The organism is Pseudomonas urethralis (assembly GCF_021602465.1).
Taxonomy (GTDB): domain Bacteria; phylum Pseudomonadota; class Gammaproteobacteria; order Pseudomonadales; family Pseudomonadaceae; genus Aquipseudomonas; species Aquipseudomonas vlassakiae.
Genome location: NZ_BQIJ01000016.1, coordinates 84,787 through 102,984 on the forward strand (window position 1 = coordinate 84,787; position 18,198 = coordinate 102,984).

At 62.5% G+C, this 18,198-nt stretch carries 18 protein-coding genes; 14 read left to right on the forward strand and 4 right to left on the reverse strand.

The genetic code is table 11. The features are described from left to right. The first annotated feature begins 143 nt into the window (after positions 1 to 143). The 8 genes from L6D64_RS22240 to L6D64_RS22275 all read left to right on the forward strand — a co-directional run bounded on the left by L6D64_RS22240 (position 144) and on the right by L6D64_RS22275 (position 7,817). Positions 144 to 419, forward strand: coding sequence for a c-type cytochrome (locus L6D64_RS22240; RefSeq protein ID WP_176508402.1), 276 nt, complete (start codon positions 144 to 146; stop codon positions 417 to 419). A gap of 31 nt (positions 420 to 450) precedes the next feature. After that, positions 451 to 1,068, forward strand: a complete 618-nt coding sequence (locus L6D64_RS22245) for a c-type cytochrome (protein WP_176508401.1) — start codon at positions 451 to 453, stop codon at positions 1,066 to 1,068. Between the two features lie 153 nt (positions 1,069 to 1,221). Beyond that, positions 1,222 to 1,857 (forward strand): thiol:disulfide interchange protein DsbA, encoded by a 636-nt coding sequence (gene dsbA / locus L6D64_RS22250; protein ID WP_176508400.1) that lies wholly within the window; start codon positions 1,222 to 1,224, stop codon positions 1,855 to 1,857. Positions 1,858 to 1,869: 12 nt separating this feature from the next. Next, complete coding sequence (locus L6D64_RS22255; RefSeq protein ID WP_176508399.1) at positions 1,870 to 2,724, forward strand: endonuclease/exonuclease/phosphatase family protein; 855 nt, start codon at positions 1,870 to 1,872, stop codon at positions 2,722 to 2,724. Positions 2,725 to 2,822: 98 nt separating this feature from the next. Then, entirely contained in the window at positions 2,823 to 4,760 is a 1,938-nt protein-coding gene (locus L6D64_RS22260; protein WP_176508398.1) for a GGDEF domain-containing protein, read from the forward strand. Between the two features lie 116 nt (positions 4,761 to 4,876). Continuing rightward, positions 4,877 to 5,251: a hypothetical protein gene (locus L6D64_RS22265; RefSeq protein WP_236192575.1), complete on the forward strand. Its 375-nt coding sequence runs from the start codon at positions 4,877 to 4,879 to the stop codon at positions 5,249 to 5,251. Between the two features lie 87 nt (positions 5,252 to 5,338). Further along, complete coding sequence (locus L6D64_RS22270) at positions 5,339 to 6,115, forward strand: N-acetylmuramoyl-L-alanine amidase (RefSeq protein ID WP_176508396.1); 777 nt, start codon at positions 5,339 to 5,341, stop codon at positions 6,113 to 6,115. A gap of 82 nt (positions 6,116 to 6,197) precedes the next feature. After that, entirely contained in the window at positions 6,198 to 7,817 is a 1,620-nt protein-coding gene (locus L6D64_RS22275; protein WP_054884358.1) for an EAL domain-containing protein, read from the forward strand. A gap of 12 nt (positions 7,818 to 7,829) precedes the next feature. Here L6D64_RS22275 and L6D64_RS22280 read toward each other — a convergent pair whose 3' ends face one another. Beyond that, positions 7,830 to 9,596 carry a KinB sensor domain-containing domain gene (locus L6D64_RS22280; RefSeq protein ID WP_371870315.1) on the reverse strand — a complete coding sequence of 589 codons (1,767 nt, stop codon included), beginning with the start codon at positions 9,594 to 9,596 and terminating at the stop codon, positions 7,830 to 7,832. An 8-nt stretch (positions 9,597 to 9,604) separates the two neighbouring features. After that, entirely contained in the window at positions 9,605 to 10,951 is a 1,347-nt protein-coding gene (gene algB, locus L6D64_RS22285) for a sigma-54-dependent response regulator transcription factor AlgB (RefSeq protein ID WP_176508394.1), read from the reverse strand. Positions 10,952 to 11,179: 228 nt separating this feature from the next. On the opposite strand from algB, the gene L6D64_RS22290 reads away from it, so the two are divergent. The 6 genes from L6D64_RS22290 to L6D64_RS22315 all read left to right on the forward strand — a co-directional run bounded on the left by L6D64_RS22290 (position 11,180) and on the right by L6D64_RS22315 (position 16,646). Beyond that, positions 11,180 to 11,983 carry a BON domain-containing protein gene (locus L6D64_RS22290; RefSeq protein ID WP_371870317.1) on the forward strand — a complete coding sequence of 268 codons (804 nt, stop codon included), beginning with the start codon at positions 11,180 to 11,182 and terminating at the stop codon, positions 11,981 to 11,983. A gap of 177 nt (positions 11,984 to 12,160) precedes the next feature. Beyond that, positions 12,161 to 12,454, forward strand: coding sequence for a hypothetical protein (locus L6D64_RS22295; RefSeq protein WP_176508392.1), 294 nt, complete (start codon positions 12,161 to 12,163; stop codon positions 12,452 to 12,454). Between the two features lie 42 nt (positions 12,455 to 12,496). Beyond that, complete coding sequence (locus L6D64_RS22300; RefSeq protein ID WP_003252966.1) at positions 12,497 to 12,658, forward strand: DUF1328 domain-containing protein; 162 nt, start codon at positions 12,497 to 12,499, stop codon at positions 12,656 to 12,658. 2 nt (positions 12,659 to 12,660) lie between these two features. Then, a complete protein-coding gene (locus L6D64_RS22305) occupies positions 12,661 to 13,134 on the forward strand; it encodes an inhibitor of vertebrate lysozyme family protein (RefSeq protein ID WP_176508391.1) in 474 nt (157 codons plus the stop codon). 727 nt (positions 13,135 to 13,861) lie between these two features. Beyond that, positions 13,862 to 15,190, forward strand: coding sequence for a glutamate/aspartate:proton symporter GltP (gltP, locus tag L6D64_RS22310; protein WP_176508390.1), 1,329 nt, complete (start codon positions 13,862 to 13,864; stop codon positions 15,188 to 15,190). A gap of 226 nt (positions 15,191 to 15,416) precedes the next feature. Then, positions 15,417 to 16,646: a nucleoside recognition domain-containing protein gene (locus tag L6D64_RS22315; RefSeq protein ID WP_176508389.1), complete on the forward strand. Its 1,230-nt coding sequence runs from the start codon at positions 15,417 to 15,419 to the stop codon at positions 16,644 to 16,646. Here the strand turns inward: L6D64_RS22315 and L6D64_RS22320 are convergent. Together L6D64_RS22320 and L6D64_RS22325 are read right to left on the reverse strand one after the other, a co-directional pair. Further along, positions 16,628 to 17,263, reverse strand: a complete 636-nt coding sequence (locus L6D64_RS22320; RefSeq protein ID WP_176508388.1) for an ABC-type transport auxiliary lipoprotein family protein — start codon at positions 17,261 to 17,263, stop codon at positions 16,628 to 16,630. The two genes, L6D64_RS22315 and L6D64_RS22320, sit on opposite strands and share 19 nt — an antisense overlap. Next, positions 17,260 to 18,198 (reverse strand): MlaD family protein, encoded by a 939-nt coding sequence (locus tag L6D64_RS22325; RefSeq protein WP_176508387.1) that lies wholly within the window; start codon positions 18,196 to 18,198, stop codon positions 17,260 to 17,262. The genes L6D64_RS22320 and L6D64_RS22325 overlap by 4 nt, the downstream gene beginning before the upstream one ends.

Consider the following 18,198-nt stretch of genomic DNA (forward strand, 5'->3'; position numbering starts at 1 on the left):
ATGCCCCAGTTTTTGTGTGCTCATTCTCCCAGCGAAGGGGAATGGGCATGGGGTGTCGAACAATAGCTCGCGCATCAGAACGCAGCGCGTCCCCCAACCCTGTCAGGTCGTTTCGCTCGGCGAAATGGCTGCTAGCTGTCGGTATGTTCCTGCCGTTTTTCAGCGCACAGGCTACACAGGATCCCGAGGCGTTGTACAACCGCACGTGTGCGGCCTGTCATGCCGGGCAGTTGCCACAGGCACCCAAGAAGGGTGACCTGGCAGCTTGGGAGCCAAGGCTGGCGCAAGGCATGGAGCAACTGGTGGTGCATGTTACCCAGGGTTTCAAGGCTATGCCGCCGCGTGGATTGTGCATGGACTGCAGTGCCGAGGACTACCGTTTGGTCATCCTTTGGATGAGCGGCAGTCCCGATACATAACATTTCACCCTTAGCCGTGTTGGATTAGCTGATGAACAAACTAGTCGTGAGTCTGCTGTTGACCCTGGGTGTCGCAGGTGCGGCCACTGCTGCAGAACCCATCAAAGGCGATGCCGCCGCTGGCCAGGCCAAGACGGCCGTCTGTGGTGCCTGCCACAACCCGGACGGCAACAGCCTGGCGCCGAACTTCCCGAAACTGGCTGGCCAGGGCCAGCGCTACCTTGAAAAGCAACTGCACGACATCAAGTCGGGCAAGCGCACCGTGCTGGAAATGACCGGCATGCTGGCCAATTTCAACGACCAGGACCTGGCCGACATCGCCGCGTGGTTCGCCAGCCAGAAAGGCAGCGTGGGTGCAGCCGATCCCAAGCTGGTCGAACGCGGCCGTGCGCTGTTCAATGGCGGCAACCTGGAAAAAGGCATGCCTGCCTGCACCGGCTGCCACTCGCCCAACGGCGCGGGTATTGCCCTCGCCGGCTTCCCGCACCTGGGTGGCCAGCATGCGCAGTACGTGACCAAGCAGCTTACCGATTTCCGCGAAGGCAACCGCACCAACGACGGCGATGCGATGACCATGCGTACCATCGCCGGCAAGCTGAGCAACCACGAGATCGAAGCGCTGGCCAGCTACATCCAGGGCCTGCATTAACATTGGGTTAATGCAGCAACGCTAAAGATGAAAGGGCGGCGCGGACCGCCCTTTTTTCTGTCCGCAGCCGTTACACTACAGAACTCGGGCCCTTCGCCACCGGTCACAGCACAGGTCGCGACGAGGCGACCATGAAATGCTCAGGAGTAAAGCATGCGTAAACTGATTCTCAGCGCCGCGCTGGTCGCTGCCAGCGTCTTCGGGATGACTGCCGTCCAGGCCGCAGAGCCTGCCACTGCCGGCAAGGAATACATCGAGCTGAGCAACCCTGTTCCGGTATCCCAGCCAGGCAAGATCGAAGTGGTCGAGCTGTTCTGGTATGGCTGCCCTCACTGCTACCACTTCGAGCCGACCATCAACCCGTGGGTCGATAAGCTACCCAAGGACGTCAATTTCAAGCGTGTGCCGGCGATGTTCGGTGGCCCGTGGGACGCCCACGGCCAGATGTTCCTGACCCTCGAAGCCATGGGCGTCGAGCACAAGGTTCATGCAGCCGTCTTCGACGCCATCCAGAACCAGCGCAAGCGCCTGACCGACCCGAACGACATGGCCGACTTCCTCGCCACCCAAGGCGTAGACAAGGACAAGTTCCTCGCCACCTTCAACTCGTTCGCCATCAAGGGCCAGGTCAACCAGGCCAAGGAACTGGCGAAGAAGTACGAGATCACCGGCGTACCGAGCATGGTGGTCAACGGCAAGTACCGCTTCGACCTGGGCACCGCTGGCGGGCCGGAAGGCGTGCTGAATGTTGCTGACCAACTGATCGCCAAGGAGCGCGCCGCTAAGTAAGCGGCGTACCCCATGCGCCGCTTCAGGACCGCGCGTGGCATTGGCCTGCACCAGCCGCAGGTCAACGAGCATCACCTGCAGGCCCCTGGCCTGCCCGAGGATGGTCGCCTGCGGCTGCTCAGCTTCAACATCCAGGTCGGTATCAGCACCGAGCGCTACCGGCACTACCTGACCCGCAGCTGGCAGCACCTGCTGCCGCATACCGGGCGGGCCGGCAACCTGCAGAAAATCGGTCAGTTGCTCAGCGACTTCGACCTGGTGGCCCTGCAGGAAGCCGATGGCGGCAGCCTGCGCTCAGGCTACGTCAACCAGGTGGAGCATCTGGCCCAGCTGGGTTCCTTCCCTTACTGGTACCAGCAGCTCAACCGCAACCTCGGGCGTTTTGCCCAGCACAGCAATGGCGTGCTCAGCCGCCTCAAGCCGCAACACCTCGAAGATCACCCGCTGCCCGGCCCGGCCGGTCGTGGTGCGATCCTGGTGCGGTTTGGCGAGGGTGAGGATGCGCTGATCGTGGTCATGATGCACCTGGCCCTGGGCGCCAAGACTCGCGCCTTGCAATTGGGCTACATCCGTGAGCTGATTGGCGGTTACCGTCACCAGGTGCTCATGGGGGACATGAATACCCACGCCACCGACCTGCTCGAGCACTCGCCCCTGCGCGATCTCGGTCTGATTGCACCCCAGGTCGAAGCCACCTTCCCCAGCTGGCGTCCGCAGCGCTGCCTGGACCACATCCTGCTCAGTTCGAGCCTGACCCTGGAGCGGGTCGAGGTGCTGGCGCAGCCGATTTCCGATCACCTTCCCGTTGCGGTAGAGATCCGATTGCCTGATGCGCTGACTGTGGATACGCTGCCGGTCTTGAGCTAGATCAGCAAAAGCGCGGCAAGCCCTCAAGTGTTTGCCGGGCGCGCCGACAGTGTGTCATTACACAGCCCACAGATGCATTACCCGTCGCGGATCCAGGCATGACCGAAGAAGCCGAGCGCTGGAAAGAAAAATACCTCAAAAGCATCGAAAAGCAGGAAAAGCTCGAACGCCGCTGGGAAGCGCGCCTCGACCTGCTGCGCCGTGGCCTGGTGCGCAGCACCCTGGCGGCCGAAGGCAGCGACAAGGTCGTCGACGAGTGCATGAAGGAGATGCGTGAGGTTATTCGCAGCGACAACATGGACGCCGGCCTTGCCGGGTTGATTCCGCGCCTGGAAAAGGCGGTGCTGGACTCCGAGCAGCGCCGGGAAACCCGCATGAATCAGGTCAGCGATGCCCTGAACGCGCTGGTTACCCAACTTCAGGGCTTGCCATTGCCGGGTGAAGTTGCCCGGCCCTTGAAAAAGCTGGCGAAAAAGCTCGATGGCGGGGTCGCCCAGTCACGCGAGTTACCGCCATTGCTGGGTGAACTCAGTGGCTTGCAAGGGCGTGCCCTCTCGTCGCTGAGCAAACCGGATGACGAGGCCCGGCCGGGCTTCCTGCAACGCCTGTTCGGCAACCGCGACCACGAGCCTCAGCATGAGGCCGCTCCGCCTGCGCAACCCGCGCCTGTAATTGCGCCGCCTGAAGCCCAACCACAGCCGGATGGGCCCGTGCTGGTGGACTTGCCGCCGCGTGATGCAGACGAACTGCAACCTCTGACGGCTGCCGCGCCTGCGCCGGCGCCTGAGGAAACTGCGCATGTTGCCCAGCCGCACGTGCTTGCAGAGGCACACCGCGCTGAACAACCGCGGGTGGTCCAGCCTGAAGCTGAGCCGCAGGCCGCAGAAGCTCCCGAAATGCCGGAGCAGGCGGCGGACGCGGTGCCGGCGACACTTGAAGAAGTGTTCGCAGGAGACGGCCCCTACGCCCTTCCCGATGCGCTGGAGCCGCCCTACAGCCAGGTCGCCGCACACATCGAACAAACGCTGATCGGCCTGCTGGACGACCTCAGCCTGCCGGAGCGCCACAAGGCTCAGGCCCAGGAAATGCGCGAGCGGGTAGCACGCGGGCTGAACTGGTATGAATTGATCCCGGTTCTCGACGACCTGGCCGTGCTCATGTTGGCGATCACCGACAGCGGCCAGCACGAATTCGAGGCTTACCTGCAGCAGCTCAACGAGCGCCTCGACAGCTTCCAGAGCCACCTGCACGAAGCCAGCGCCGGCCATGCCGACAACAGTTCCGCTGCGCGCGAGCTGGACAACCAGCTGCGCGAACAGGTCGGCGGCCTGCAAAGCAGCGTTCAGGGCGCGGTGGATGTGGACAGCCTCAAGCACATCCTGGAAAACCGCCTGGAAACACTGCTTGGCACCATGGACGAGCACCAGCACGAGCGCGATCGCCGCGAGCAGGAACTTGCCGGGCGCCTGCAGGGCCTGGCCGAGCGGGTCGCCAGCATGGAACAGGAAGCCCTTGGCTATCGCGAACACCTGGAAGAACAGCGGCAGAAGGCATTGATCGATCCGCTGACAGGGCTGCCCAATCGGGCGGCCTGGAGTGAGCAGGTCGAGCGCGAAATGCTCGACTGGCAGGAAAGTGGTGGTCACCTGGCCATGGCGATCCTCGATCTGGACCACTTCAAGCGTATCAATGACAGTTACGGCCACCTTGCCGGCGACAAGGTGCTGAAGATCGTCGCCGATCAGTTGCGCAAACGCCTGCGCCCACGTGATTTCATTGCCCGGTTTGGTGGCGAAGAGTTCGTGCTGTTGCTGCCGCAGACCTCGCCTGCCGCCGCAGCCCAGGTTGCCGAAGCGCTACGCGCGGCGATCGAGGCCTGCCCGTTCCATTTCAAGGGCGAACGCGTGGTCATCACCACCTCCATCGGTTTGAGTGCCTTCCGTTCCGGCGAACGTGGCGACCAGGTGCTCAAGCGCGCCGATGCCGCGTTGTACCGCGCAAAGGACCAGGGCCGTAACCGCGTGCTATCGGCGTAAATAGATACCCCATCCAGCCCCTGTCAGGTCCTGACAATGATGGCCCGCCTACCTGATATCAAGGTCGGCAAAGTCGATCAGACCGGAGTTGAAAGATGAAGATGAATGCTTGGCTCGTGATGCTCGCCCTGGGTGCGCTGTTCCAGGGCGCAGCCTTCGCCAATGATGACCTGTTGACGGCTCATGTATCGGCAGATGGCAAGGTGCTCAGGCAGTGGCCGCAGTGGATTACCGAAGTCGATCACCAGCCACAGAAAAATTACTTCAGCCAGTACAAGCTAAAGCTGAACCAGCGGATCGTTCACAAGGATCCGGGTTTTTGCAGTGTTTCGCCAATTGATGTCAGCACTTATGAGCGGCAGTTGTACGGGCAAGCGAAAGTGATTGGCAAGCCGTTGGCCGAGAAGGTTGATGTCATGACCCAGCTGGTCGACAAGCAAGGGGCGAGCGGCGACAACTCGCTCGAGTTCCTGGTGATGTGCAGCCGTTGATAATCTGTCGGTTGAAACAACTGGCCAGAAGGAGCACGTTATACTGTAGCGCTGTTGCCTATTACCTTACCGACGTGCTCCTCTGCCATGAAAACGCTTTTTACCGGGCTGTTGCTTCTGATTCTTGCCGGTTGCTCGACCGGCCTGCGCATCGACCGCAGCCACCCTTCCGCCAACCAGGACAACCGTATCCAGTTCGTCGTCCTGCACTACACCAACGCCTCGCTGGAGCGTTCGCTGGCTTTGCTGACCCATGGCGAGGTCAGCGCCCATTACCTGATCGGCGACGGCCCAGGCACGGTCTACCAGCTGGTCGACGAGAACCGCCGCGCCTGGCATGCCGGTGACAGCCAGTGGCAGGGGCGCACCTGGCTGAATTCCAGCTCCATCGGCATCGAGATCGTCAACCCGGGGTTCGACGACACTGCCAATGGCCGCGTCTGGTACCCCTATAGCGAGGCGCAGATCCAGTCGTTGATCGCCTTGCTCAAGGACATCGTCAAGCGCAACAACATCGAGCCGCGGCACATCATCGGTCACAGCGATATTGCCCCATCGCGCAAGCTCGACCCAGGCCCGTTGTTCCCCTGGAAGCGCCTGGCGGATGCAGGCCTCGGCGTCTGGCCTGAGCCCAATGCCGTGGCCCGTCAGCAGGCTTATTTCAACGTCAATCCACCGACCATCGGCTGGTACCAGCAGGAACTGGCGCGCTTCGGTTACGCCATCGAGCAGACCGGGCAGCTGGACGTCACCACGCGGCATGTTATCGCCGCCTTCCAGATGCATTTCCGCCCGCAGCGTTTCGACGGCATGCCGGACGCTCAGACCGCTGCCATGCTTTCGGTGCTAAATCGCATGCGTTAGGGCGAATCGTATTCGGGCGCCAAACGGCAGGGCCGATTCACATTCCAGTTGCTATACCTTGTTAATCAACTGGATGCTGCCCATGTCTGCCCTGATTTCTGTGTTGCGCCAATTTTTTTACCGCCCCTGGATGCTGGCCTCCCTGGCAGCGTTGGCCAGCGCCGCCGTATTGCTGACCGCCAGTATCGGTATTGCGCTGCAGCAGATGAAGGAAAGCGAGAGCGCGCAGATGAACGCCCAGGGCGAGCGCTTTCTCGACCGCCTGGAGCAGGTGTTCGGCCAACTGCGCGAGGGCGTTGACGAACTGCAGGCGCAGTCGCTGCGCGGCTGCAGCCCGGCGATGGTTTCGGTGCTGCAGCAAGTAGGCCTGGGTTCGCGCTTCATTTATGAAGCCGCTTATGTGGATGCCAATGTCGCTTGCTCAAACCGGGGCGGGGCAAGGGCCTTCGTGCCAACGCGTGCGCCGGATATTCAGGGGCCGACCTACAGCTACTGGCTCAACACCACCACTGAACCCAACGAAAACCTCGCTGCCTTGATGCTGGCGCGGGGCAATTTCCTGGTTTCCACCTCGCGTGGGCACCTGACCGACGTGGTTGACCTGCCACCGGGCGGCAGCCTGCTGGTGGTGCTGGATAACGGCACCCGTGCAATCCCGGTGCTGGGGCCGCCCCAGGCGTGGCCGCCCACCAGTGGCTGGCCACCCCCCAGCCAGAAGTCTTTGTTCGAACTGCGCGATCGGCTGGTCTATCGCATGCCGACCAAGTCGCCGGACTACCAGCTGGTGCTGATCGCGCCGCGGGCCAGCCTGCCGTTACGCATGAACGGCATGCTCTGGCTGCTGTTCCCTGGCAGTGTGCTGGCGGCCTGCTGTATCGGCTGGCTGGTGCTGCAGTTGATTCTGCAGCGGCGTTCGATGAGTTCCGAACTGCAGAATGCCCTACGCCGGGGCGAGTTGCAGGTGCTGTATCAACCCATCATCGAGCTCGACAGCCGTCGCTGTGTCGGTGCCGAGGCCCTGGTGCGCTGGCGCCGCCCGGACGGCTCGCTGACCAGCCCGGATTTGTTCATTCCGCTGGCGGAAAACACTGGGCAGATCCGGCAGATCACCGATTTCGTGCTGCAACGTGTGCTGGAGCAGTTGGGTCAGTTGCTGCGCTCGCATCGCAATCTTTATATCTCGGTGAACCTGGCAGCCTGCGATGTGATGGTGCCGCGCATAGGCCGGGTGGCGGCGCGGCTGCTGGCGTTGCATCGCGTCGCGGCCAGCCAGATTGCCTTTGAAGTCACCGAGCGCGGGCTGATCGACGTGGTGGTGGCGCGTGATAACCTCCAGGCCCTGCGTGCGGTCGGGCATCAAGTGTTGATCGACGACTTTGGCACGGGTTATTGCAGCCTGGCCTACCTGCAGACCTTGCCGGTGGACTGCCTCAAGATCGACAAGGCATTCATCGATGCCCTGGGGCACGATGCTGCCAGCAGCGGCGTGGCGCCGCACATCATTCGCATGGCCCATGACCTGCATCTGCGGGTGATTGCCGAGGGCATCGAATGCGAGGCGCAGGCCGTGCTGCTCAACAGCGAGGGGGTGAATTACGGGCAGGGCTGGTTGTTTGCCCATCCGCTCAATGCCCGGCAATTCGCCGAACTGGTGACCCGTGGCCGGCAACCACGGCGGGCGCGGATCGATGATGAGCCCTGAGCGTGGGCCAGGTCAGACTGGCAAGGCCATATAGAACTGAGTGCCCTGGCCGGGCCGGGAAAACACGCCCATGCGCCCGCCGTGCAGTTGCACGATCTCCTTGCACAGCGCCAGTCCCAACCCGGCGCCACCTTTCTTGCGCCCAACCTGTACGAACGGTTCGAAGATGCGCCCCTGCTGGCCATAGGCGATGCCCTCGCCATTGTCCTCGACGCTGATGATCATGCGCTCTGCGTGCCGCCGTGCATGCAGGCGGATGCGCCCACCACTGGCGGTATGGCGGATGGCATTGTGCAGGAGGTTGTCCAGCACCCGGTCGAGTTGCGCCACGTCTGCCTGGATGCGTGGCAGCGGTGGCTCCAGGGCTTTGATCAGCTCGATCTGCTTGGCGGCGGCCTGTCCGCTGAAGCGTGCCTGCGCCCTGTCGAGCAGGTCGTCGATGGCGCACGGGGCAAGTTCGAGCTTCTGCAAGCCGCTCTGGTAGCGCGAGAAGTTGAGCAGGTCGTTGATCAACTGGGTCAGGCGCTGCATCTCTTCGCCAATGGTCTCCAGCAGATCGCTCTCGCGCGCCTCGGGCGGGAACTTCAAACGCTCACGCAACAGGCCGAATGCCATGTGCATGCCCGTGACCGGGGTGCGCAGTTCATGCGAGGCACGCAGCACGAATTCGCTGCGCACACGTTCGAAGGCGCGTTGCTCGGTGACATCGTGCAAGACCATCACTGCACCCAGGATCGGCCCTTGCGGATGGCTGACCGGGGTCAGGCTGTAGGTCAGCAGGCGTGATTCTTCATCGACCTCGATGCTCAGGTCCTCCGGTGGCCGATCCAGGCTGCCGCCGCGCAGGACCTGGCGCAGCTGTTGCTCCAGTTCCGGGCGCTGCAGGGCGTCGGCCAGGCCACTGCCGACCCGGCTGCTGTTCCAGCCCAGCTGCCGCTGAGCGACGGGGTTGAGGTGCTCCAGATGCCCCTGGCGGTCAATGATCAGCAAACCATCATCGATGCTGTCGAGCACGGCCTGCAGGCGCTGCTGGCCCGCCAACAGCTCATCGATATTGGTTGCCTGGTGCTTGCGCAAGGCGTCGGCCATCAGCCCGAAGCGGCGGGTCAGCTGGTTGAGTTCGACGGCCTGGGTGACCGGCAAGGTGATTTCGAAATCCCCTTGGCCGAGCTGGTCGGCGGCCTTGGCCAGCGCCTCGATCGGCTGGCCGAAGCGTCGGGCGATGTTGTGCGCGGTGACGAAGCCTAGCACCAGCACCACCAGCCCCATCAGGCCAAGTATCCCGCTGACCAGCAAGGCGCGGTCACGGGTGTGCTCTTCGCTGCGGGTGATGTAGTCGAGGGCCTGCTTGTGCGAATCGATCAGGTCGGTACGCACCTGGTTGAATGCTGCGCCCAAGGGTTGATCCACGCCCATGCTGCGCTCCGGTGCCGGGCTGTCGCGGTAAGCCTGGAGGAAGGCCTGGTAGTTGCTGCTGGCCTTGCTGAAACCGGTGCGTTCACCCCCTTCGGCCAAGCCATGGTTGAGCAGCTCCTGGAAGTCGTCCTGCAGGGGGCGCAGGCTGTCCGGTGTGGTGTCCTCGTCCAGCAGCAGCATCAGTTGCTCGCCGAGGTTCTGCCGCAGTTTCAGGCCCACTTCCAGCACATGGGTGGTTTCGCGCACCGACTGTTGCTGCACCGTGGCCATCTGCAGCACGCTCACCAACCCAAGCAACAGGCCCAGCAACGCCACGGTCACCAAGGCCGAGATGCTGAGGAAGAGCCGCGTGCGCAGCTTCATTGGCAGCTTCACAGGTTGTACTGCTTGCGCTTGCGGTAGAGCGTGGAGGCGTCGATGCCAAGGGTCTTGGCGGCCTGGTCGAGGGTGTCGCTGGCGGCCAGCACGGCACCGATGTGCGCGCGTTCCAGCTCATCCAGGCTCATGGCCGCACCGACCCGGGGCGCATTGCCTGCCGGTTGTTCGCCCATCCCTAGGTGAATGATTTCAACGCGCTCCTGAGGGCAGATGATGCTGGCGCGTTCGATCACATTGCGCAGTTCGCGGATGTTGCCCGGCCAGCGGTAGTTGAGCAGCGCGCTACGCGCTTCGTCGCTGAAACCACGGGCCGGACGGGAGTATTCCTTGACGAAGCGGGCCAGGAAGCGGTCGGCCAGGGTCAGGATATCCTCGCTGCGTTCGCGCAGCGGCGGCAGGTGCAGGGTGATGACATTGAGGCGATACAGCAGGTCTTCGCGGAAGCGGTTCTCCCGCACCATGTCGTCAAGGTTGAGGTTGGTCGCCGCGAGGATGCGCACGTCGGCGCGGCGGGTGACCGGGTCGCCCACGCGCTCGTATTCCTTGTCCTGGATGAAACGCAACAGCTTGGGCTGCAAGGTCAGGGGGAAATCACCGATTTCATCGAGGAACAGTGTGCCGCCATCCGCCTGGTTGACGCGACCCAGGGTGCTCTCGCTGGCACCGGTAAACGCACCACGGGTATGGCCGAACAGTTCGCTTTCCATCAGTTCGGCATTCAGCGACGGGCAGTTGATGGTCACGCAAGCCTTGCGTGCTCGCTTGCTCCAGCCGTGGATGGCGCGAGCCAGCTCGCCCTTGCCGGTGCCCGACTCGCCGAGAATGAGGATGTTGGCATCGGTGGTGGCCACCTGGCGGGCGGTTTCCAGCACGGCCATCATTGCCGGGCTGTGCGAGTCGAGGCCGTCCTTGGGTTTGCGGACTTCGCCTTCGAGGGCCTCCAGGCGTGCCGAGAGTTGACGGACCTCCAGCTGCTTGGCAGTAGCCAGGCGCAGCTGATCAGGGCTGCAGGGCTTGACCAGGTAATCGGCGGCACCGGCCTGGATGGCATCGACTGCGGTGTCGATCGCTGAATGCGCGGTGACGATCACCACCCTCATCCAAGGTGCCTGGATACGCATCTGTGCCAGCACATCGAGGCCGTTGTCCTCGCCCAGGCGCAGGTCGAGGAAGCACAGGTCGAACACCTGGCGCTGCAGCAACGCATCAGCCTGTGCGGCGCTGTTGGCCGTGGCCACGCTGTAGCCTTCGTCTTCCAGGCAGTAGCGGAAGGTGCGCAGGATCGCGGACTCGTCATCCACCAGCAGAATGCGGCCTTGGTTGTCCTGGGCTGATTCCATTTACTGCGCTCCTTCGGATAGATCTTCAATTAGTGTGGGAAAAATCGGGCAAGTTGCACGGTCAATTGTGAAGGAATCTGTCCTTTGCATGCTAGCCAATGGCCAAGTCATACCGTGATGCCAGGTATCCCGATGATTTTCTTAGAGCAGCGCGCTGGCACATTGGTTGCGATGATTTTCTGCTTTTGCCAACTAAAAGGAGGTCCAACCGTGTCCCCTACCATCCGAATGGCCGTGTTGGCGGCCGCAATGCTGTCCGTTTGCACACCTGCGGCGGCCGATCCTGTCCAGGACGCTCGCCTGGAGGGTTCTTTGCAAACCGCGTTGGCCCTCAACAGGGTGCTCAACCCGTTCCGCATCAAGGTCGAGGTCGATGGCCAGCTGGCCCGCCTGTCTGGCGAAGTCGAGAACAGCGTCGAGCGCGAGTTGGCCGAACATGTGGCCCTGGCCACACGGGGCATCGAGCAGGTCGACAACCAGTTGCGAGTCAACGCCGAGCTGGTCGAGCGCCCGCTGGAGCTGCGTGCCTACGCCCAGCGGCTTGAAGATGTGACCTTGGCGGCGGTGATCCGGGCACGCTTGCTGTGGAGCCGGATCACGGAAAAAGCGCCTATCGAAGTGCAAAGCAGCGAAGGCGTGGTGACCTTGCGTGGCAAGGTCGACAGTGCCGAGGCCAAGGAGCTGGCGGGTGTGGTGGCGCGCACCACTGACGGTGTGCACCTGGTCAACAACCTGGTAAGCCTTGATAGCGCGGCCATGGCCAAGGCAAGGGAGAACCCGGCAGGGGCTCAGAGCGGGCCGCAGCCAAGCGACAGTTGGGTGGTCGACAAGATTCAGACCAGCTTGCGTTTCAGCCGCAATCTGGACGGTTTGAATATCAAAGTGGCCAGCGAGCAAGGGATGGTGCGGCTGACCGGTGAGGTGGTCAGCAGTGAGCAGAAGACCATTGCCGTGGAGATTGCCCGGCAGATCATCGGTGTGCGGGGTGTCGACGCCGATCTGCTCAAGGTGGCGACCAAGGTCGAGGGCTGAATCGTGCAATTCGCACGACGTCAGCAGGGGCATCGTGCAGGATACGTCCTGAGCGAGGATTATATCTAAACTTAAGTCATTGATTTTAAAGGATTTTATTTGATCGGGCGGACTGGCATGCAGGCTGCAATTACTTGTTCAGGTTTGAACAGAAAAATTACAGTAGGAGAAGCTGGCATGAACCGCCCATCCGTCAAACGCTCGCTGAATGCCGCACTCCCCGTGCGCCAGTTCCTGTTCCTTGGGATGGCAGTGCTGCTGACCTTGGCCGCCGGCCTCTTCTATTACAGCTGGCAGACCGCGCGCCTGGCCGACCAGGTGGCAGCGCAAACCGCGCTGCTGTCCCAGATTCAGACAAGTCGCGCCAACACCTTGGTAAAAGCCGCCGAACCTGTCGGGCAGCGGCCTGCCGCCAACACCTCACCGGCCACCGTCGACAACATCGTGCCCCAGCAACGCTGGGTGTTCTGAGACGCTGGCCGCACCGTTTTCAAAAAAGAAAGGAGAAGCATCATGCTGAGTTGGGCTATCACTTTCCTCATCATCGCCATTGTCGCCGCAGTGCTTGGCTTCGGTGGTATCGCTGGCGCCGCTACGGGTATCGCGAAGATCCTGTTCATTGTCTTCCTGGTCCTGTTTGTCGCCTCCTTCTTCTTTGGACGTGGTCGAGGTTGAAGATGAGCAGGAAGCTATGCGCAGCCCTGGCTGTCGCCGCCCTGATGACAGGCGGTAGTACAGCCGTGCTGGCGGCCAATGATGGCCAGGTCCGGGTCGAGCAATTGCTCGGCTCGGACCCTGAATACCGGGAAACCTGGCAAGACACGATCAAGGGCGAGGAACGCTTGCCCGATTGGGTGATCAACCTGAGCGGCAGCGGCCAGGAGCAGATGTCTGCCGTGACCGAAGACGGTGACAAGTACCTGGTCGGGCCGTTGTGCGAGTCGCCGCAGAACTGCACCTACAAGCGCTTGATCGTAGCGTTCAGCTGGGACAAGGACGACGCCTACGGGATGCTTGTCGAGGTGCCCGAAGGCTTGCCTCGTGACAAGTCGCCGACCCGCCATGCGCAGTACCGTTGGCTGGGCAAGCCGGACGACGGCATGAAGGCCTTGTTGCAAGAGCAACTCAAGCGTGACCCGAACTGGTACTGACCAGCGGTCGCGCGCTGTCACGCAATAGAAGCGGAACCTTTTTATCTTTCCTGCTTCTATGATGCGCCGCCCCGAGGAGGGGCCGCGCATGACCAGGGGGCCGGGCTGTTCTGATTGTTGCAGGATCGGAGTGGCCTAGGGGTACAGGGAGTACCTCCAGTATTGGGCCGGGTCAGGAAAAGGCAGAATCGGAAGCTTCAGGTCGGGGGTGTCTGACAACATCGTAACCTGGCCTGGCTTCCGAGGCGCCATGCCCCGTTGTGCGGATTCCTTTCAGGTTGTTGGCTCCAAGACACATTTTGTGTTGACCGTACATCAACTTTTTTTCGCTCAGTACGGGTGCCGCGCAAGTGGCATTTCGGCCATTCGGATTGTCGAACAGGCCGTTTTCAGCTCCCCTCCTATACCGCCAAAACTGCCGAAATATGGCGGTTCGGTCTTGTTCGGATTCCCGAACGTTATAAATCAATGACTTACGTGCGACGCATTTTGACTTGCTGGTCTATGCCGTATCGGTATGGGGTATGCGTTTCCGGCATTAGATTTCAGCCTGTCCCATCGCAATAGTTGCCGCCTTTTCGCTGGCCCGAGCGCCCTGTCGCTCGCTCGCGGTGTCCTTGCACGAGGTCCCCGGACGGAAGCCCAAAGCTGCCCGTGACGTTGCCAACGGCTCTGTTACGCGCTTTTCCGGTCGGTACCCGTGACCACTAGAACAAAGGGTAAAGACATGAAGAAGGCAAAACTGAGCCTCGCCTGGCAGATCGTCATCGGTCTGCTCCTGGGTGTTGCAGTCGGCGCGCTGCTGAACCACTTCAGCGCAGAAAAGGCCTGGTGGATCAGCAACGTCCTCCAGCCCGCCGGTGACATCTTCATTCGCCTGATCAAGATGATCGTCGTCCCGATCGTGATTTCGTCGCTGATCGTGGGTATCGCCGGGGTTGGCGATGCGAAGAAACTGGGCAGCATCGGCCTGAAGACCATCCTCTACTTCGAGGTGGTGACCACCATCGCCATCGTTGTCGGCCTGGTATTGGCCAACCTGTTCCACCCGGGCGCCGGCATCGACATGAGCACCCTGGGTACCGTCGACATCTCCAAGTACCAGGCCACTGCAGCCGAAGTGCAGCATGAGCACGCGTTCATCGAGACCCTGCTCAATCTGATTCCGTCGAACATCTTCGCAGCGCTGATGCGTGGCGAAATGCTGCCTATCATCTTCTTCTCGGTGATGTTCGGCCTCGGCCTGTCGAGCCTGCAGGCCGACCTGCGTGAGCCGCTGGTGCGCACCTTCCAGGCTGTGTCGGAGACCATGTTCAAGGTCACTCACATGATCATGAACTACGCCCCGATCGGTGTGTTCGCCCTGATCGCCGTGACTGTCGCCAACTTTGGGTTCAGCTCGCTGCTGCCGTTGGCCAAGCTGGTACTGCTGGTGTACTTCGCCATCGCCTTCTTCGCCTTCATGGTGCTGGGCCTGGTAGCGCGCCTGTTCGGCTTCTCGGTGATCAAGATCATGCGCATCATGAAAGATGAACTGATCCTCGCCTATTCCACCTCCAGCTCCGAGACCGTGCTGCCGCGCGTGATCGAAAAGATGGAGAAGTACGGCGCGCCGAAGTCGATCTGCTCGTTCGTGGTACCGACCGGCTACTCGTTCAACCTCGACGGTTCGACCCTCTACCAGAGCATCGCGGCCATCTTCATTGCCCAGTTGTACGGCATCGACCTGTCCTGGAGCCAGCAGCTGCTGCTGGTGCTGACGCTGATGGTCACCTCCAAAGGCATCGCCGGCGTGCCGGGCGTTTCCTTCGTGGTACTGCTGGCAACGCTCGGCAGCGTTGGTATCCCGTTGGAAGGCCTGGCCTTCATCGCCGGCGTCGACCGCATCATGGACATGGCACGTACCGCCCTGAACGTGATCGGCAACGCCTTGGCAGCGCTGGTCATTGCGCGCTGGGAAGGCATGTACGACGCCGCCAAGGGCGAGCAGTACTACGCTTCGCTGATGGCGGACAAACAGCAGGCCGCTGTGATTGGCGAACCCGCCAAGCGCTGAGCCTGACCTGCTGAACCAGAAAGCCCCGACGTGTCGGGGCTTTTTGCTGCCTGTAAGTCTGGTGCGGTCCCTGGGGGAAGTGGCTTAGGCTGCGAAGCGGGCAACGCGGTGCATGGCACCGGCTTCGCCGGTGTTCGCGGCTAAAGCCGCTTGTACTGGTATCTCGGTCGCCAGTGAGGGGCGACGATACGCTATCATGCGGGCAATTTTCAGGGGGAACACACGGATGCTCAACGGCCTTTGGCTCGGCTTTTTCCTGGTGGCGGCTGTCTCCGCCCTGGCCCAATGGCTGGTCGCTGGCAATACCGGCATCTTCGCCGCGATGGTCGAGAGCATCTTCGCCATGGCCAAACTGTCGGTCGAGGTTATGGTCCTGCTGTTCGGCACCCTGACCCTGTGGCTGGGCTTCCTCAAGATCGCCGAAAAGGCCGGTATCGTCGAATGGCTGGCCAAGGTGCTCGGGCCGCTGTTCGCCCGCTTGATGCCGGAAGTGCCGCCCGGCCACCCGGCCCTGGGCCTGATCACCATGAACTTCGCTGCCAACGGCCTGGGCCTGGACAACGCCGCCACGCCGATCGGCCTGAAGGCCATGCGCGCACTGCAGGAGCTCAACCCCAGCAGTACGACGGCGAGCAACGCGCAGATTCTGTTCCTGGTACTCAACGCCTCGTCGCTGACCCTGCTGCCGGTGACCATCTTCATGTACCGCGCCCAGCAAGGCGCCACCGACCCTACCCTGGTGTTCCTGCCGATCCTGCTGGCGACCAGTGCCTCGACCCTGGTCGGCCTGCTGTCGGTGGCGGTGATGCAGCGCTTGCGCCTGTGGGATCCGGTGGTGCTCGCCTACCTGATCCCCGGTGCGCTGCTGCTGGGCGGCTTCATGGCGTTCCTGGGCACCCTGTCGGCGGCCGCGCTGGCCAGCCTGTCGTCGATCCTCGGCAACCTGACTTTGTTCGGCGTGATCATTCTGTTTCTGCTGATCGGCGCGCTGAAGCGGGTGCCGGTATACGAAACCTTCGTCGAGGGCGCCAAGGAAGGTTTCGACGTGGCCAAGAGCCTGCTGCCTTACCTCGTGGCCATGCTGGTCGCGGTGGGCGTGCTGCGGGCGTCGGGCGCACTCGAGCTGGCCCTGGATGGCATTCGCCACGCAGTCGACTGGGCGGGCCTGGATACCCGCTTCGTCGAGGGCCTGCCCACGGCGCTGGTCAAGCCGTTTTCCGGTAGCGCGGCGCGGGCCATGCTGATCGAGACCATGCAGACCCACGGCGTCGACAGCTTCCCGGCCTTGGTGGCCGCGACGATTCAAGGCAGCACCGAAACCACGTTCTACGTGGTGGCGGTCTATTTCGGCGCAGTCGGCATCCAGCGTGTGCGCCACGCCGTGGGCTGTGCCCTGCTGGCCGAGCTGGCCGGTGTGATCGCAGCCATCTGCGTCTGCTACTGGTTCTTTGCCTGAACCTGATGCTGAGCCTGGCTGCTTTGCGCTACGGTCCAGTTCACCACCAGCCTGGCCAGCTGATCGCTGGCTGCGCCAAAGCCGGCGACCACGGCTGACACCTGGGTATCCGCCAGCGGCTGGCGTACTTCGAAGCGTTTGCTGCTGAGGATACGCTGGCTGCGGCCTTGCACCAGGCGTGCGTCGTAGCGGATCACCACGTCCACCTTGCCCCCTGGCTGGTACTCGCTCTGGAACGCCTGCAGTTCGCCGCTCAGCTCGTAATCGGCCTGAAGGTTGCTGTCGTCAGCGCTCAGCCGCTGCACCCGGCCGTCGCGCTGGAAGCCATCGAGCAAGCGGTTGCGCACCAGTAACGGAACCGGGTCGCTCCAGCGGGCGCCCTTGTAGCTGCTGATCACATCGCCGTGGGGGATCACTGCGATGCGTGGCCCGGCCAGCACTTCGCTGGCTAGTGGCTTGTTGAGGCGCAGGGACCAGGCCACCGGGTTGCTGCTGTGGCTGGCCTGGTTGACCGGCAGGCGGTAGACATCCACCGGTTCGCTCTGCGGCAGGATCGAGCAGGCGCTGGCCAGGCTCACGGCGGCCGTCAGGGCCAGCAGGCGCAGCGATGGGGTCATGGCTGGAACTCCTTGTTGTTGTCACGGCCCAGCAGGTAGCCGCTCGGGTCAGCTTCCAGGCGCCGGGAAATACCCTTGAGCGAATTGAGGGTTTCGCGCAGCTCGCGGATGGCCGGGGTCAGCTGGTTGAGCCCCTGGGCGCCGTCGTCGATGGACTGGCGATTGTCTTGCAGCAGGCTGTTGAGGGTCGCGGCGCTGTCGGCCAGCGACTGCATGGCCTGCTCGGCGCTGCCGATGGCTTGCTTGCCCTGGGTGCCGAGCAGGCCGTTGGCATTGCGCATCAGCGCCTGGGTTTCGGCCAGGGTGGCATTGGCCTGCTTGCCGACCTGGGCCAGCTGGGCGATTGCCTCGCTGACACCGCCGTTCTGGTTGGCGAAGGCAGCGGTGGTCTGGTCGAGGTTGGCCAGGGTGTTGCTCAGGTGCTCGATGTTGCTGTCCGAGAACATCTGCGTGGCGTTGTGCAGCAGCATGTTGATGTTGGTCACCAGGTCACTGCTGTCATTGAGCAGGCGTGAGATCGGCGACGGTGAGGCGACGATCACCGGCAGCTTGCCGTCCTTGCCCTTGAGTTCCGGGCTGTGCGGCGTACCGCCGCTGAGCTGGATGAACGAGTTGCCGGTGACCCCGGCCAGGGTAAGCTTGGCCTGGGTGTCTTCCTTGACCGGGGTGTCACCGCTCAGGCGCACGCGGGCCAGCACCCGGCGTGGGTCTTTCGGGTCCAGGCGCAGGCTGGTGACATCGCCGACCTTGATGCCGTTGTACTGCACCGGGCTGCCACGGGACAGCCCAGAGACGGCTTCGTTGAAGATCACTTCGTAGTCCTTGAAGGCGTCGTCGACGCTGGACTTGGTCAGCCACAGGCCGAACAGCATGGCGCCCGCTACCACCAGCACCGTGACCAGGCCAATGAGGACGTGATGAGCTCGGGTTTCCAT